Source organism: Candidatus Poriferisodalis sp. (genome assembly GCF_965208555.1).
In the GTDB taxonomy this organism is placed as follows: Bacteria; Actinomycetota; Acidimicrobiia; order Acidimicrobiales; family Poriferisodalaceae; genus Poriferisodalis.
Genome location: NZ_OZ242342.1, coordinates 2,464,523 through 2,479,702 on the forward strand (window position 1 = coordinate 2,464,523; position 15,180 = coordinate 2,479,702).

Here is a 15,180-nt window from a genome sequence, read left to right on the forward strand (position 1 = left end):
CTGACTGACATCGACGCAGCGGTCGTCGCTGCCGGGATCTGATCTCGGCAGCGGCGGCCGCTCGTCGCGGCAACACGACATGCGGCAAGCGATTAGCTTCGGCGGGACTATTGGGCGTCAGTGGGCCGTTCGGTCGCTGGTGCGGGGACACATCAAGGAGTCTCATATGACCGGATCACACCGACGGCTATGGCGCCTGCTGGCGCTGCTGTTCGCGTTCTCGCTTCTCGCCGCTGCGTGCGGCGGCGGTGACGACGACGATGCGGGCGACGGCACCACGGACGCCGGCACGCAGACAGCCGATGAGGACATGGCCGATGAGGACATGGCCGACGAGGAGATGGCCGACGAGGCTGAGCCGGAGGACGAAGGCTCCATCGGCGGCGGCATCACCCAGGAGGCGTTGGAGGAAGACGCCGCCGAAGACGAGGAGATGGCCGACGAGGAGATGGCTGACGACATGACGGCCGTCAACCCTGACGATTTCGACCTGTCCACGATCGACGGAATCTGGGAGCTGGCCGCTGCACAGCGTCAGGCCATCGTCGACAAGCTCACTGCCGGCATCGAGTCCGGAGAGTGGGGCGTCGGCGACGACGGCATCCTGCGGGGGCCGTCGGGCTTCGAGATCGACATGAACGAGTGCCCGGCGGACTGGTCCGATACCACCGGCATCACCGAGGACACGATTCGCATCGGTCAGACGACGGTGAAGTCGGGCAATCTGGCTGCATACGGCGACATCACTGTTGGCTGGGAGAACTACTACGAGTACGTCAACGCGACCGGCGGCGTAGCCGGCAAGGACATGGTGCTGATCTCCCGTGACGACGGTTATGTGGCAGCCCAGACCATCGAGTTCATCGACGAGCTGATCGAGTCGGAGAACGTCTTCGCGCTGCACACGCTCGGCTCGCCGAACACGCTGGCCGTGTACGACCAGATCAACGACGAGTGCATCCCGCAGGTCATGGTGGCAACGGGTCACCCGGCCTGGGGCGACCCGGTGAACCATCCGTGGACCACAGGCCTGCAGATGTCGTACTCGACTGAGGCGATCCTGTGGGGCAACTGGATCAAGGAGAATCTCGCCGACGAGCTGCCGGTGAAGGTGGCCGGCTTGGTGATGGACAACGACTTCGGGTTGGCCTATGAGCTGGGCTTCGAGGCCTATGCGCATGCGAACCCCGACGTCGTGAGCGAGTTCATCCCGGTGCGCCACGACCCGGCCGCTCCCACGCTGACCAACGAGGTCACGACCATCGCGGCAGCGAGCCCGAACGTGTTCATCTCGATGACTGCCGGCAACCCGTGCCTGCTTGCGATTCAAGAGGTCGACGCCTCGGGCCTGCTCGACGACCTGTCCGTGGCTTTCACGCCGTCGGTCTGCAAGGCCGTGGCGGCCTACATGGCGCCGGCGGGCGATTCGGCTGACGACTGGTGGATCGTGGGCGGCGGTGTCAAGGACTCCACTGATCCGAAGCACGTTGACGAGCCGTTCATCTCGTTCCTGCGGAGCGAGTTGGCCGATCGCGGGCTCGATCCCGAGATCTCGCTGCTCGGCACCGGCTACTACTTCGCCTACCCGCACACGGAGGCGATCCGGGTGGCTGCGGAGCTGCCGGGCGGCCTGACCAGGACCAACTTCATCCTGGCGGCGCGGTCGCTGGACATCTACCACCCGCTGCTGCTCGACGGCATCAACTTCGCTGCCGACGGCGCTGTGGATGGGTACTACGTGGAAGGCTCGGACTTCAGCCAGTACGACGCGGCGGAGCAGACGTGGGACATCGTCGGCGACATCGTGGACGTGAACGGCGGCTCTCCGAACTGCGCCTGGGACAAGGACAACGGCGGCTGCCGCTAGGCAGGCGCCGCATCAGGATCAGGGCTGCCGCTGATTCACAGCTGCAGTTGATCTAGCGACAGCGAGCGGCCGTCGCCGCCGGAATGATCCGGCAGCGGCGGCCGCTCGTCGCGTTCGCTGAGCTGCTGTTGATCTAGGGATCGATGAGGACGCCGGGGTTGAGGATGCCGTTGGGGTCGAGCCGCTTCTTGGCGGCCCGGATCGCTTCGGCAAACAACTCCGGGCGCTGGCGGTCGTACGCGTTGGGGCGGTGCATCCGGCCCACCGCATGGTGGTGTGTGCAGGTGCCGCCAGCAGCTTCGAGTGCTTCGTTGGCAGCGTCCTTGACGATCTGCCACTGCTCGATCTCGCCGCCCTGGGTGCCCATGCCCGACCACGTGTAGTACGGCGCCGGTCCGTCTGTGTAGACGTGGGTGAACCGGCACGACAGCGAATGGTGCGGCCCGAAGACTTCTGCCAGCACTGCACCGACTTTCTCACGCACCACCGCATCGAATTCAGGCCACTGGTCCCAGGTGATGGCAGTCTCGAACGTGTCATTGATCAGGCCCAGCGAGGTCTCCACGCCGTTGCCGACGCCGATGAACGCGTTGCGCCAGGCACCGACCGCGCCGCCGCGCCCGGTCGGCGTTCCCGTCCCGTCGTCGATCTGGATCTCGTCATCCGGTACGTGCCCATCACATTCACGTGCGATCTCGACCGCTTGGGCGATGTTGTGACGCTGGGTCAGCTCGGCCGATTCGAACGACACGATGACCAGCGCGTGCTCACCGTCCATGCCCGCGGCCCGACCGGCTTCGGCCGGGTCGAGGATGCGCAGGTTCGCGGGCCACAGCTTTGCCTGGACCAAGTGCCGCACCGCGGTGTAGCCCGCTTCCCATGACGGGAACGTGATGCCGGCCGTGGCGCGGAAGGTGGGGCGCTTCTGGATGCGCATCCACGCTTCGGTGATGATGCCGTAGATGCCTTCCGAGCCGATCACCATGCGGTCGGGGCTGGGGCCTGCGCCCGAGCCGGGCAGCCGGCGCGACTCCCACCAGCCCGACGGCGTGATCATCCGGGTCGACTCCACGAAGTCGTCGATGTGGGTGTGATTGGTGGCGTAGTGGCCGCCCGAGCGGGTCGCTATCCAGCCGCCCAGCGTCGAGAACCGGAACGACTGGGGGAAGTGACGCAGGGTGTGCCCGCTGGGCCGCAGCTGATCCTCGAGGTGTGGGCCGAACACGCCGGCCTGGATGCGCGCAGCCCGCGACACGTCGTCGATCTCGAGGACCTGATCGAGCTGGTCCAAGGAGATCACCACGGTGGGTCCGCGATCTTCCGGTGGCGTCAGGCCCCACACCACCGACGAACCGCCGCCGTAGGGCACGGCGATATGACCCTGGGCGTCGCACCAGTCGAGTGTCGCTTCCACTTCGGTCTCGTTGCGCGGGTGCGTCACCACGTCGGGCGGGTTCGGGAAGTCCAGGTTGAACGCCCGGACCCGTTCGGTGAAGTGGGCGCCGTAGGCGTACCGGGCCCGGTCGTAGGTGCTGGTCGAGCACCAGCCGGCCACCGAGTCGGGAATCGTGATGCGCGACGGGCGCAGATCCGCGTCATCCACTGACGGGACCGGCTTGGCTACGATCTCGGTGCCGTACTGGGCCGAGAGCTTCTTGGCCAGCTCCGCCCGGTCGGCGTCGGTGGGTTCTTCCGATTCCAGGCACCACGCCCAGAACGACTTGCGATCAGCCATTGCTCATGCCTCCACGTGCGTGCCCGTCAAGCTAGATGTTTCGGCCGCGTCAGTCGTCGGCAAGCAGTGCGCGGCTGATGACGAGTTTCTGGATCTCGCTCGTTCCCTCGCCGATGATCATCAGCGGCGCGTCCCGGTAGTAGCGCTCCACCGGGTACTCGGTGGAGAAGCCGTTCCCGCCGTGGATGCGCATCGCATCCAGCGACAGCTCTGCAGCGGTCTCCGAGGCGAACAGCTTGGCCATGCCTGCGGCCAAGTCGACCCGCTCGCCGGCATCGGCCTTGCGAGCCGCGTCGTAGGTCATCAGCCGCGCAGCGTGCAGCTTGGTGGCCATCTCGGCGATCTTGAAGGCGATGGCCTGATGCTTGGCGATGGGCTTGCCGAAGGCCTCTCGCTGCTTCGCGTAGGCCACCGCGGCGTCGTAGGCAGCCTGCGCGACGCCCACCCCTCGGGCTGCCACGTTGATGCGCCCCAGCTCCAATGCAGCGAGCGCCCAGCGCAGGCCATTCCCGATGCCCTCATCGCCGCCGAGCACACGGTCGGCAGGGATCCGGTGGTCCACGTAGGACATCTCGACAGTTTCGAGGCCGCGGTAGCCGATCTTGTCGATCTTGCGGCTCACCGTGATGCCGCCCGAGTGCTTGCCCGGCGTCTTGTCCACCAGGAAGCAGGTGATGCCCGAGCTGCCCGACGGGTCGCCTTCGGGAACCCGAGCCAGCAGTGCCACGATGCCCGCGCGCTCGCCGTTGGTGACCCACATCTTGGTGCCGTTGATGACGAACTCGTCGCCGTCGCGCACCGCACGGCAGCGCAGAGCGCCCGCGTCGGAGCCGCTGTCAGGTTCCGACAGCGAGAAACAGCCGCGCAGCTTGCCGGTGGCCATCTGGGGGAGTGATCTGTCCCGCTGCTCAGCGGTCCCGAACCGGTCGATCAGCTTGGCGCAGATGAGATGACTGTTGACGATGCCCGCCAGCGACATCCATCCCCGCGAGAGCTCCTCGATCACCCGGGCGTAGGTCACATGGTCGAGGTCGAGCCCGCCGTGCGATTCGGGAATGGTGGCGCCGAACAGGCCGAAGTCCTCCATCTGTTCGGCCATCTCGGTCGGGTACTCGTCCGCCAGCTCCAGCGCGGACGACCCGGGCACGACGACGTCGTCCACCCAGCGGCGCAGCGTGTCGATGATCTCGTCGGCAACCTCGTCAGCGGCTTCGTCGTCGTGCTGCACCGATCCTCCAAGTTCTTGCCCCGTCATGGCAGCGGCGTTGCCTGCGCTGTCGGAGCAACGCAGTTGCTCCTAGCATGCGCGCCGTTGACAAAAGGGGTACGACGATGAAGATATCCATGGCAATCGGCGCAGGTGCGAGCTTGGATCCCAAGCGGCTCACCCAGCACGTGGCCGATCTCGAAGCCGCAGGCGTCGACATGATCTGGGGCGGCGAGATCTACGGCTTCGACCTGGTGTCGACGCTGGCGTATGTCGCCGCCAAGACCGAGCGCATCCAGCTCATGACCGGAATCCTGCCTATCTATTCACGCAGCCCCGCCATCATCGCTCAGACCGCGATGACCATCGACACGCTGTCAGAGGGTCGCTTCATCCTGGGCCTGGGAACCTCGGGACCCCAGGTGATCGAGGGCTGGCACGGGGTGCCGTTCAGCAAACCGATGGGACGGACTCGCGATGTCATCGAGATCTGCCGCAAGGTCTGGTCTGGTGACAAGGTCGTTCATGAGGGCAGCGCCGTCAGCCTGCCCTATGACGGGGGCACCGGCCTGGGCAAGCCGCTCAAGCTCATGGCCAAACCTTTCCGCAGGGACATCCCGATAGCGGTGGCGTCGATCGGACCCCGCAACGTGGAGATGACCGCCGAGCTGGCCGAGGTCTGGCAGCCCATCCATTTCCTTCCCGAGAAGTTCAACGACGTGTGGGGAGAGTCGCTCGCTGCTGGCGGCGCCAAGCGTTCCGACGACCTGGCCGACCTGCAGATCGTGGCGGGGGGCACTGTGGCGCTGGGTGATGGCGCGATGGTCGATTCGGTGCGCAAGGGAGTGCGCGACAACGTCGGCTTCTACGTCGGCGGCATGGGCGCTCGCGACAAGAACTTCTACAACGACCTGTTCAAGCGGTACGGCTATGTCGACGAGGCCACCAAGATCCAAGACCTGTTCCTGACCGGCAAGCGTGACGAGGCATTCGCCGCAGTGCCCGACGACTACGTGGACCGTGCCAGTCTCACGGGAGATCCCGAACGTGTGAAGGAACGAGTCGAGGTGTACCGCTCGGTCGGCGTGAGCTACCTGGACATCACCATCCCGCCTGAGACCGAGAATCCCCTGGACGTGATCTCGCAGGTAAAGGCTTGGGCCGAGTAGCCGGACCGGTGTCGCCAGCCGATAGGGGTCCTGACGCAAGCCCCGGTCGTTCGAGTGCCCGCGAGCGCTTCCTCGCGGGCGCGTCCCTCGTGGGGATAACGCCGGAGATCCTGCGCTTTCCCGAAGGTACCCGCACTGCTGAACAGGCGGCCGCTGCGGTGGGATGCGAGCTTGGCCAGATTGTCAAGTCGCTCGTGTTCCTCTGCGAGGGTCGGCCGGTGCTGGCGCTCACCTCGGGCGCCAACCGGGTGGACACCAAGCGGCTCGGCACCGTGCTCGGCGGCAAGATCTCGCGGGCTGACGCTGACGGCGTGCGAGAGTCCACCGGCTACGCGATCGGCGGCACGCCGCCATTCGGACATGCGAGGCCGCTGCGGGCGGTCGTAGATCCTGCGCTGCTGAGCTACGACACCGTGTGGGCTGCAGCGGGCACACCCGACACGGTGTTCGAACTGACGCCCGACGAGCTGGTGCGCGCCAGCGGCGCCGAGGTCGCCGGCTTCGCCACCGACTGACTGCGATGCGTCCAGCCGGCGCGCTCAGCCCGCGTGCTCGGGCTCTTCGCCGTGTTCGAGCTGCTCGACGTGCTCGACGTGCTCGGGTTCAAGATCCTCGTCGTCGGCATGCCCGATATCGGGCAATTCGCCTTCGACACGAAGGTTGGGGATGATGCGGTCGAGCCAGGCCGGCAGCCACCAGTTGCGGGCGCCGAGCAACTCCATCGTGGACGGCACGATGAGCATCCGCACGAGGGTGGCGTCGATGGCGATCGCCGTCGCGAGACCCAGGCCGAACAGCTTGACGACACGCTCCTCCTCCAGCACGAAGCTGCCGAACACGACGATCATGATCGCTGCCGCTGCCGTGATGACCCTGGCGGTCGCAGCCAACCCATCGGCGACAGAGTTGACCGGATCGCCCGTGCGCTCGTACTCCTCCTTCATGCGAGACAGCAGGAAGACCTCGTAGTCCATCGACAGCCCGAACAGCACGGCGAACAGCATCATGGGGATGAACGGCTCGATCGGCGCCGGCTGGATGCCGAGCACGCTGCCGAACCAGCCCCACTGGAAGATGGCCACCAGCACGCCGTAGGACGCGCCGATGGACAGCATGTTCATGATGACCGCCTTGAGCGGCACCACCAGCGAGCGGAACACGGCCATCAGCAGCAGGAACGACGCCCCCAGCACCGCTCCGAAGAAGATCAGCATGCGTCCGGCCAGATAGTCGCTGAAGTCGATCTGGAAGGCCACCGAGCCGCCGACCAGCGCATCGACGCCGGTTCCGCCCATCGCCGTCGGGATGACTTGGTCGCGCAGCGTGTGGACGAGCGTCTCGGTGTCGGCGTCCTGGGGACCGGTTGCGGGCAGCACCCGGATCATCGCCGCCTGACCGTCGGGGCTCGGGAACGGGGGCGAGGCAGCCACGACGCCTTCGGTGCGGTTCAGCGCATCGGTCAGCTCCAACAGCGCGAGGAGGTCCTGGTTGCCGGATGTCTCGGCCACGATCAGCAGCGGGCCGTTCGCGCCCGGGCCGAAGCCGTCAGCGATGAGGTCGTAGGCCTGGCGCGTGGTGCTGTCGGGCGGGAAATTGCCCTCGTCGGAGAAACCGAGACGCAAGGCGAACACCGGGGCGGCGGCCAGCACCAGCACGGCGGTTCCGCCGAGCGCGAACAGCCAGGCCCGGCGCTGCACGACCCGGCTGAGCCGGTACCAGGCGGTGGCACGCAGCGGCTTGGGCTGCCGGTGATGCAGGATCCGCCTCAATGGGTTGCGAGGGCCGCCGACGGCCCCCGCCACGAGTACGGCGACCGCGACGGGAATCGCCGCCAGCAGGGGCCGGATGCCGAGTCCGAATCCCAGCAGCGCCACCGACACCAGCGACGCTGCGAGGATGCCGCGGACCCTGGTGGTGGTCATGCGGTTCCGCATCAGCCCCAGCACGGCGGGCAGCAGGGTCATCGATCCCGCCATCACGATCGCGACGGTGATCGCTGCAGACAGCCCCATTCCGGCGACAAAGGGCAGGCCCATGAGCAGCAGTCCCAGCAGCGATACCACCACGGTTGCACCGGCGAAGACCACCGAACGGCCTGCGGAATCCAGCGCTGCACCCACGGCGTCCAGCGGTCCGAAGCCGCTGCGAACCCACTCGCGGTAGCGGTTGAGGATGATCAGCGCGTAGTCGATGCCGACGCCGAGCCCGATCATCACACCGAGGGTCGGCGCGACGTCGGGCACCGTGAACACATTGCTGAGGACGGTGATGCCGAGCGCGCCGATGCCGACGCCGATGATCGCCGTCCCGACGGTCACGCCCATGGCGACCACCGAGCCGACGGCCGCGATCAGCACGAACACAGCGAACGCCAGCCCGATGGCCTCGGTCTCGGGGGGTTCCTGTCCGGAGAGCCACGCACCGCCGACTTCCACTTGCACACCGGGGATCTTGCGCACGCCGCTGCGCTCGATGAGCTCGTCGATGTGCTCGCCGAGCCCACCCGCCTCGTCGACGTTGAACGAGCGGCTGATCTGAACCTCGGCGACGGCGATCTGGCCCGCATGGGGACCATGCTGCGCGATGAACTGGCGGCCGCCAGGGTCGTACGGCGAGTTGACGGTCACATCGTCGAGGGCATCCACTGCGACAAACAGCTCGGCGAGCGTCGACCGCACGGCCGGGTCGTCAACCCCGGAACTGGACTTGACGACGATCGAGCCGCCGATGTTGGAGCCGAGGTCGCCGAAGTGTGCGTCCAGCACATCGGCGGCGCGGTCGCTCTCGGAGTCAGGCGTGCTCAGCGCTGCGCCGTAGGACGCTCCGATGATGGCGGCGAGCAGCGCTGCGGTGACGGCGAAGCCCAGCCATCCCGCCAAGACACGCCACGGGTTGCGGAAGCACCACTGGCCGAGCGCGGTGTACATCGGCGGCGTCCTTTCGAGACGGTGAGCGATGGCGTGGCCCAGCGTGATGTCTGGTGCCCGGCACCGAGCGCCCGGAGCGGGTCAGCCCGGCAAGCTACCGCCGCGGCTGGCTGTGCGGCGCGCGCCATGAGCATTTGCCTCTACGTTTCCCGCCCGTGGCATCGCTGTCACACCGAGCTGCGACACTTTGCGGCCGATGAACTGGGGAGGCAGCAGGTGGCTGTGAGCAACTTGAACCATGCAGGACCGCGCCAGCACCGCGTCGGACTCATCCGGTGGGCGACGGCGGCCGTCGCCGTGCTGCTGGCGGTGCCGCTGGCCGCAGTGCCGTCGGGTGCCCAGACCGAAGGGGAGAGTGCTGAACCGACGCTCATCTCAGCGGGCTCAGTGACGGTGACGATCCTGCACAACAACGACGGCGAGTCGAAGCTGCTGCCCGACGTCGAGTCCGGTTTCCCGGGAGTAGCGAGATTCGTTGCTGCGATGCGCGAGCTGCAGGCTGCAGCCGCCGAGGCTGGGCCGGTAGTGACGCTGACGTCCGGCGACAACTTCCTCGCCTCGCTGGAGCTGGGCGTGTCGCTCGACCGTGAGGGCCCGATGTATGACTCGGTCGCGCTCAGCGGCATCTACGACGCGATGGCGCTCGGCAACCACGACTTCGATTTCGGGCCCGATGTGACGGCTCGCTTCATCGAGGGATTCGACCCGCCCATCCCGTTCCTGAGCGCCAACCTCGACGTCTCGGCAGAGCCCGCCTTGGCTGCGTTGGCCGAGCGGGGACTGGTGGCGCCGTCGACGGTGATCGAGACAGGCGGCGAGCGCATCGGCGTCATCGGTGCGGTCACGCCGTGGCTGTCGAACATCTCGAGTCCGCGCAAGGTGGTCGTCAGCGCCGTCCTCGATGCCGTGCAGGCCGAGGCCGATCGGCTCGAGGCGGATGGTGTCAACAAGATCATCCTCGTCAGCCACCTGCAAGACGTCAATGAAGAAGTGGAGCTGGTTGCCGAGCTCACGGGTGTGGACGTGGTGATTGCGGGCGGCGGCGATGATCTGCTCGCGAATCCGGGCGACTCCTGCCAGCCCGGTGAGGAGCCGGTTGCGCCGTACCCGATGTGGGTCGACGACGCAGAAGGCAGTCGGGTGCCGGTGGTGACGGCACCTGGTGCGTACCACTGCATCGGGAAGCTGGAAGTGACCTTCGACGCGGACGGGAACGTCACCGCGGCTGCGGGTTCCTCGATCGGCGTCGCACTCGACCGCGATCCCGACGCCATGGTGCAGGCCGACGTGGTTGAACCGCTGACGGCCGAGGTGGCGCTGGTCGACAGCACTCCCCTCGGCACAAGCGATGTCGAGCTGGAGGGCCGCAAGCCGATTTTGCGCTCCCAGTCGACCAACGTCGGCAGCTTGATGGCGGACGCGCTGCGAGTGCGCGGCACACATCTCGCCCCGGGCTTTGGCGTACCGGCCCCGCAGGTGGCGGTCACGAACGGCGGCGGGCTGCGCAATGACTCGGTCATCGCCCCAGGCGCGGTGACCGTGGGCACCACGTGGGATATCGCCCCGTTCAACAACGTGCTGGTGAGTGGATCGGTGCCGCGTGCCACCTTGGCAGAGCTGCTCGAACGAGCGCTGAGCGCGTTGCCGCGCTCGTCGGGCCAGTTCCCGCACGTCTCGGGCATGACGGTGACCTACGACCCTGACGGCACCGCTCAAGGTGTCGATCGCGAGAACGACTGCGAGCTCATCGAGCCCAGCGGCACACGGTTGCGAAGCGTCACATTGGATGACGGCACCGAGATCGTCCGGGACGGCGAGGTCACCGAGGGTGATCCCGTCGTGCTGGCGACGGTCGACTTCCTCGCGAACGGTGGCGACTGCTACCCGCTCGGTGACCTCGCCTTCACCCGTCTCGGCGTCACCTACCAACAGGCGCTGGCGGACTACATCGCTGAGGACCTCGGCGGCGAGATCACTGCCGAGCAGTATCCCGTCGACGGCGGCGGTCGTGTGTCGGCGCTGGAGGCCGAAGACGGCGATGAAGCTTCCGGTGACGGTGCCGCCGCCGAGAGCGACTTGGTCCTGTACATCGTGCAGCCTGGCGACACGCTCAGGAAGATCGCGGCGGCGCATTTGGGGCACGGCAGCCGCTGGCCGGAGATCTTCGAGGCCAGCAAGGGCCACCAGCAGCCCTACGGCGGGATGCTGACCGACCCGGACCTGATCTTGGTCGGCTGGCAGCTCTGCATCCCGTTGGTGGGATGAGTGGCCCTTCCGGTTTCCGCGACCTCGGATTCGATCACCACGGTGCGTCCGGTGACCGCTTCGAGCAGATCGCTGCGGGCCCGAGCCGTGAAGAGCTCGACGGAGGTGTCGACGCCGGGTGACACCCGTGCGACCAGCTGGAGCTCGCCGTCGGGGTGTGTGCCGGGCTCCCCAGGCTCGTTCGTGACGCGGACCCGCGTCACGACCTGACGGTTGGAGCGGTCCAGACCGATCGCCACGCGCAGCATCGCCGCCATCCACCGCACCTTGTTCTTGTCCGCCGAGCCCAGAGACGCGAACTCAGGATGCTTGGATTTGGGTGCGCTCTTGCGGTGGTAGCGGGCGACCTGGGCGATGATCTCGATCTCGCGTTCGGTGAAGCCGGTGAGGTGCTCGCTGTTGCGGATGATGTAGTAGCTGTGGCGATGGTGGGCACTGTGGGAGATGAAGATCCCCACGTTGTGCAGCAGCGCGGCGGCCTCGAACAGCTCCCGGTCTTCCTCGCCTAGCCCGTGCAGCGGGCTCAAGCCGTCGAATAACTCCAGCGCCAAATCCGTGATGTGTTCGGCGTGGCCGAGGTCCTCGTGATAGCTGTTCGCCACATACATCACGCCCGAGCGCCGCAGATCCTCCAGCCGGTGGAACGGGTCCAGCCCCGGCGCAGCCGCTCGCCGCATCTGCTCGAACAGGATCCCCTCCCGCAGGGCGTAGTCGGAGACCTCCATGCGCTTGATGCCGAGCAGCTTGAAGGTCTCGGACAGCAGCAGCGCACCGCCCACGATGATGTCGGCCCGGCGTTCCTCCAGCCCCTCGATGTCGAGCCGGCGTCCCGGTGTGGTCGCACCGGCGAGATCCGCCGCCAGCGAACGCAGCTCTTTTGCAGTGAACGACAGCCGCCCGGTGCGGCTGTCGCGATCGCCGCGCCGCAGAGCGCACATCCGTGCCAAGGCCATGATGGTTCCCGAGGAACCGACAGCAGTCTCGAAACCGAGTTCGCCGATCTCGGCCGGCAGGCGGCCGAGGAACGACTCGACGTAGATGCGGCACTCGCGAACGGCGCGCTTGCGCGTTCGTCCCTTGGGAAAGAAGCGATCGGTGAGCCTGATCGAGCCGAGCTTGACGCTGCGCAGCAGCAACGGCTCGGCACCGTCGCCGACGATGAACTCGGTGGAGCCGCCGCCGATGTCGATGACCAGGTGCCGTTTGTCGAGCAGCGGGACAGCCGCCAGCACGCCGAGGTGGATCAAGCGGGCCTCCTCGACTCCGGAGACCACCTCGATGTCCACGCCGGCCTCGAGGTGGGCGCGCTCGGTGAACTCCGCACGATTGTCGGCCTCGCGCACCGCGCTGGTGGCGACGGCCGTGACGCTGACGGCGCCTGCGTGATCGGCGATGCGCCGCATGCGGCCGAGTGCCGAGATGCCGCGATCCATCGCATCGGGCTCGAGACGCTTCATGTCCTCGCCGCCCGAACCCAACCGGACTGGCTCGCGTTCGCGTGTGAGCACCTCGAAATGACCGTCGGCGTCGACCGAAGCAACGACGAGGTGGAACGAGTTGGTTCCCACGTCGATCGCTGCGATGACGCTCACGCACCGCAACGCTAGAGGCAGCACCGAGCGACCCCGATGATGTCGGCTCAGCCGGCCTGTGGTGATGCCCCACTAGCGTTCCGCCGATGGCGACGCACGCGACCCAGGTCGTGCCCCGATTCGGCGAGCTGGACCCGTACAACCACGTCAACCACGCGGTGTATGTGTCGTACTTCGAGGCCGCCCGCTGTCTGGCGCTGGAATCTGCCGATCTCGCCTTGCCCGACCTGTCGGATCAAGACGTCCAGATCGTGGTGACGAACCTGGAAGTGCGTTTCCGCGCTCCGGCGACGGCCCGAGACACGCTGCGCATCGAGACCGAGCTGGTCGAGCGTCGGCGCGCCAGCACGCGCTGGCAGCAGCGGATCATCCGCGAGTCCGACGATGCGGTGCTCGTGGAGGGTCAACTGACAGCGGCCATCTGCGACAACAGCGGCAAGCCCCGGCGCCCGCCGCCCGGCTTGATGGACAAGTTCGACGCGCTCGCCCCCAACTAGACGACGGGGGTCAGGCCGCCGTCGATGTTGATTGCTGTGCCGGTGACGTAGCTGGCGGCATCGCTGGCCAGGAACAGTGCCAGATTGGCGAATTCCTGGGCCTCGCCCATGCGTCCGGCGGGGATGCGCTCGCCCGTGGCGGCAACGAAGTCGTCGAAGGTGTCGTAGCCGCCTTCCCGCTCCCAGCGGGTGCGCCATTGGTGCGTGACCAGCAGGCCGGTGACGAGCGCATTCACCAGCACGCCGTCAGGCGCGAACTCCGACGCCAGGGCCTTCGTCATCGCCAATCCGGCGGCACGGCTCGCCGATGTCGGACATGTCCGCGCGCTCGCCGCCTTGGCGCCGACGTTGAGCGTGTTGATGATGCGGCCCCAGCCTTGGCTCCGCATGTGAGGGATGCATAAGCGGCACAGCCGGATCGCCGAGAACAGCTTCAGATCGAGGTCCTCCTGCCAGTCCTCGTCGGTGATCTCGAGAAACGGACGCGCATTGGATGTGCCGGAGTTGTTGACCAGGATGTCGATGGGCCCGCACGTCGCGACCGCTTGAGCGTGAGCCCGGGCGATCTCGTCGGCCATGCGGACATCCGCCGAGATCGCTGTGTGAGCAGCGCTCGGGTTCGCAGCCTCAAGCGCCCCGAGGGTGTCGTCGAGCACGGCCTGATCGCGGGCCACCACCGCTACTGAGGCACCAGCAGCAGCGAATGTCTCGGCCATCGTTCGGCCAAGGCCGCGGCTGCCCCCGGTGATCAGCGCCGTGCGCCCGTCAAGTCTCAATTCCATGGCCGAACAATATGGGCCGACGCCTCGATGCGGCCGGTGCGCGACCATGTGGCATGCGCACGGGACTGGTGACCGGCAAGGAGCAGTTCGAGCTGCGGGAGGTCGACGAGCCGACGCCCGGGTCGGGCGAGGCGCTGGTGGAGATCTCGCTCTGCGGGATCTGCGGCAGCGATGTGCATGCATATGCCGAGGGCTGGCCCTATGCGCCGGGCATCTGCGGCCACGAGTGGGTCGGCACTGTCGTCGCCGTGGACGACGAGGTTCGCGTGGTGGGCACAGGTGATCGCGTCACGGGCGGACTGGCACCGGGCTGCGGCCGATGCCCTGAATGCCGGGCTGGCCACTCCGCCTATTGCTCGGTGGCGCGCTCGTACTACATAGGAGAGAACGCGCCGGCCTCGGGCGGCTTTGCGCCCTTCATGGCAGCGAGCGCGGACCGGCTGGTGCGTGTGCCCGAGGGGCTCAGCGATGACGACGCCGCAGTTATCGAGCCCGCTTCGGTGGCGCTGCACGCGATACGTCGCAGTCGCCTGCAAGCAGGCGACGTGGCATGTGTCGTCGGCTGCGGCCCGATCGGTCTGCTGGTCGCCCAGTGCGCCCGTCTCGCGGGCGCCGGCACGGTGATCGCGGTGGAACCTGACGCCGAGCGCCGCGACCTCGCGCTCAGACTCGGGGCCGATGCGGCCGTCGCACCCGGCACAGAGATGCGGGAGGCGGTGAATGAGGCCACAGAGGGTCTTCGCGCTGACATCGCCTTCGACTGCGCCGGCATCCCTCAGACCATCCAGCAATCAGCCGACATGGTGCGTTTCGGCGGCTCGGTGTGCATCGTTGGCGTGACTGGCAGCGACGCAACCATCCGCCCCAACCGCTGGCTGTTCAAGGAAATCTCGGTGGACACATCGCTGGCATTCGCCCTCGACGAGATGCGCGCCGCGGCCGGCTTCATCGCTGACGGCCGCATCAGCGTGGCCCCGCTGGTGCAGGGCACAGTGACGCTCGACGAGCTGCCTCAGACGATCGACGATCTCGCCACCAGGCGCAACACGTCGATCAAGCTGCTGGTCGATCCGACAGCCGGCTGAGCGAAGTTCCTTCGGCGTCACCGGCAGGCACCCGTAGCGTCGCCGTACGCTCTG

At 67.2% G+C, this 15,180-nt stretch carries 11 protein-coding genes; 6 read left to right on the forward strand and 5 right to left on the reverse strand.

The window, feature by feature from the left end:
* Nucleotides 1–166: 166 nt before the first annotated feature.
* A complete protein-coding gene (locus ACOGXE_RS11380) occupies nt 167–1,867 on the forward strand; it encodes an ABC transporter substrate-binding protein (protein ID WP_419931030.1) in 1,701 nt (566 codons plus the stop codon).
* Between the two features lie 133 nt (nt 1,868–2,000).
* On the opposite strand, the gene ACOGXE_RS11385 is transcribed toward ACOGXE_RS11380, so the two are convergent.
* Both ACOGXE_RS11385 and ACOGXE_RS11390 read right to left on the reverse strand, forming a co-directional pair.
* Entirely contained in the window at nt 2,001–3,602 is a 1,602-nt protein-coding gene (locus tag ACOGXE_RS11385) for an FAD-binding oxidoreductase (RefSeq protein WP_419931031.1), read from the reverse strand.
* A 49-nt stretch (nt 3,603–3,651) separates the two neighbouring features.
* Nucleotides 3,652–4,857: an acyl-CoA dehydrogenase family protein gene (locus ACOGXE_RS11390; protein ID WP_419931032.1), complete on the reverse strand. Its 1,206-nt coding sequence runs from the start codon at nt 4,855–4,857 to the stop codon at nt 3,652–3,654.
* Nucleotides 4,858–4,934: 77 nt separating this feature from the next.
* On the opposite strand from ACOGXE_RS11390, the gene ACOGXE_RS11395 reads away from it, so the two are divergent.
* Both ACOGXE_RS11395 and ACOGXE_RS11400 read left to right on the forward strand, forming a co-directional pair.
* On the forward strand, nt 4,935–5,978 hold the full coding sequence (locus tag ACOGXE_RS11395) for an LLM class F420-dependent oxidoreductase (RefSeq protein ID WP_419931033.1): 1,044 nt from the start codon (nt 4,935–4,937) through the stop codon (nt 5,976–5,978).
* 89 nt (nt 5,979–6,067) lie between these two features.
* Complete coding sequence (locus ACOGXE_RS11400) at nt 6,068–6,493, forward strand: YbaK/EbsC family protein (RefSeq protein WP_419931034.1); 426 nt, start codon at nt 6,068–6,070, stop codon at nt 6,491–6,493.
* A 24-nt stretch (nt 6,494–6,517) separates the two neighbouring features.
* Here the strand turns inward: ACOGXE_RS11400 and ACOGXE_RS11405 are convergent, their stop codons facing one another.
* Nucleotides 6,518–8,905: an MMPL family transporter gene (locus ACOGXE_RS11405; RefSeq protein WP_419931035.1), complete on the reverse strand. Its 2,388-nt coding sequence runs from the start codon at nt 8,903–8,905 to the stop codon at nt 6,518–6,520.
* A gap of 222 nt (nt 8,906–9,127) precedes the next feature.
* On the opposite strand from ACOGXE_RS11405, the gene ACOGXE_RS11410 reads away from it, so the two are divergent.
* Nucleotides 9,128–11,170 (forward strand): 5'-nucleotidase C-terminal domain-containing protein, encoded by a 2,043-nt coding sequence (locus ACOGXE_RS11410; RefSeq protein WP_419931036.1) that lies wholly within the window; start codon nt 9,128–9,130, stop codon nt 11,168–11,170.
* Here ACOGXE_RS11410 and ACOGXE_RS11415 read toward each other — a convergent pair.
* Nucleotides 11,098–12,762 carry an HD domain-containing protein gene (locus tag ACOGXE_RS11415; RefSeq protein WP_419931037.1) on the reverse strand — a complete coding sequence of 555 codons (1,665 nt, stop codon included), beginning with the start codon at nt 12,760–12,762 and terminating at the stop codon, nt 11,098–11,100. The two genes, ACOGXE_RS11410 and ACOGXE_RS11415, sit on opposite strands and share 73 nt — an antisense overlap.
* 86 nt (nt 12,763–12,848) lie before the next feature.
* Between ACOGXE_RS11415 and ACOGXE_RS11420 the strand changes: the two genes are divergently transcribed.
* Nucleotides 12,849–13,259, forward strand: a complete 411-nt coding sequence (locus ACOGXE_RS11420) for an acyl-CoA thioesterase (RefSeq protein ID WP_419931038.1) — start codon at nt 12,849–12,851, stop codon at nt 13,257–13,259.
* Here the strand turns inward: ACOGXE_RS11420 and ACOGXE_RS11425 are convergent.
* Nucleotides 13,256–14,041: an SDR family NAD(P)-dependent oxidoreductase gene (locus tag ACOGXE_RS11425; RefSeq protein ID WP_419931039.1), complete on the reverse strand. Its 786-nt coding sequence runs from the start codon at nt 14,039–14,041 to the stop codon at nt 13,256–13,258. The genes ACOGXE_RS11420 and ACOGXE_RS11425 overlap by 4 nt on opposite strands.
* A gap of 53 nt (nt 14,042–14,094) precedes the next feature.
* Here ACOGXE_RS11425 and ACOGXE_RS11430 point away from each other — a divergent pair, with 53 nt between their 5' ends.
* Nucleotides 14,095–15,126 (forward strand): zinc-dependent alcohol dehydrogenase, encoded by a 1,032-nt coding sequence (locus ACOGXE_RS11430; protein WP_419931040.1) that lies wholly within the window; start codon nt 14,095–14,097, stop codon nt 15,124–15,126.
* The last annotated feature ends 54 nt before the right edge of the window (nt 15,127–15,180 follow it).

Coding starts and splice junctions, on each gene's coding strand:
- ACOGXE_RS11380 (WP_419931030.1), top strand. CDS start 167: ATGACCGGATCACACCGACGGCTATGGCGCCTGCTGGCGCTGCTGTTC.
- ACOGXE_RS11385 (WP_419931031.1), bottom strand. CDS start 3,602: ATGGCTGATCGCAAGTCGTTCTGGGCGTGGTGCCTGGAATCGGAAGAA.
- ACOGXE_RS11390 (WP_419931032.1), bottom strand. CDS start 4,857: ATGACGGGGCAAGAACTTGGAGGATCGGTGCAGCACGACGACGAAGCC.
- ACOGXE_RS11395 (WP_419931033.1), top strand. CDS start 4,935: ATGAAGATATCCATGGCAATCGGCGCAGGTGCGAGCTTGGATCCCAAG.
- ACOGXE_RS11405 (WP_419931035.1), bottom strand. CDS start 8,905: ATGTACACCGCGCTCGGCCAGTGGTGCTTCCGCAACCCGTGGCGTGTC.
- ACOGXE_RS11420 (WP_419931038.1), top strand. CDS start 12,849: ATGGCGACGCACGCGACCCAGGTCGTGCCCCGATTCGGCGAGCTGGAC.
- ACOGXE_RS11425 (WP_419931039.1), bottom strand. CDS start 14,041: ATGGAATTGAGACTTGACGGGCGCACGGCGCTGATCACCGGGGGCAGC.
- ACOGXE_RS11430 (WP_419931040.1), top strand. CDS start 14,095: ATGCGCACGGGACTGGTGACCGGCAAGGAGCAGTTCGAGCTGCGGGAG.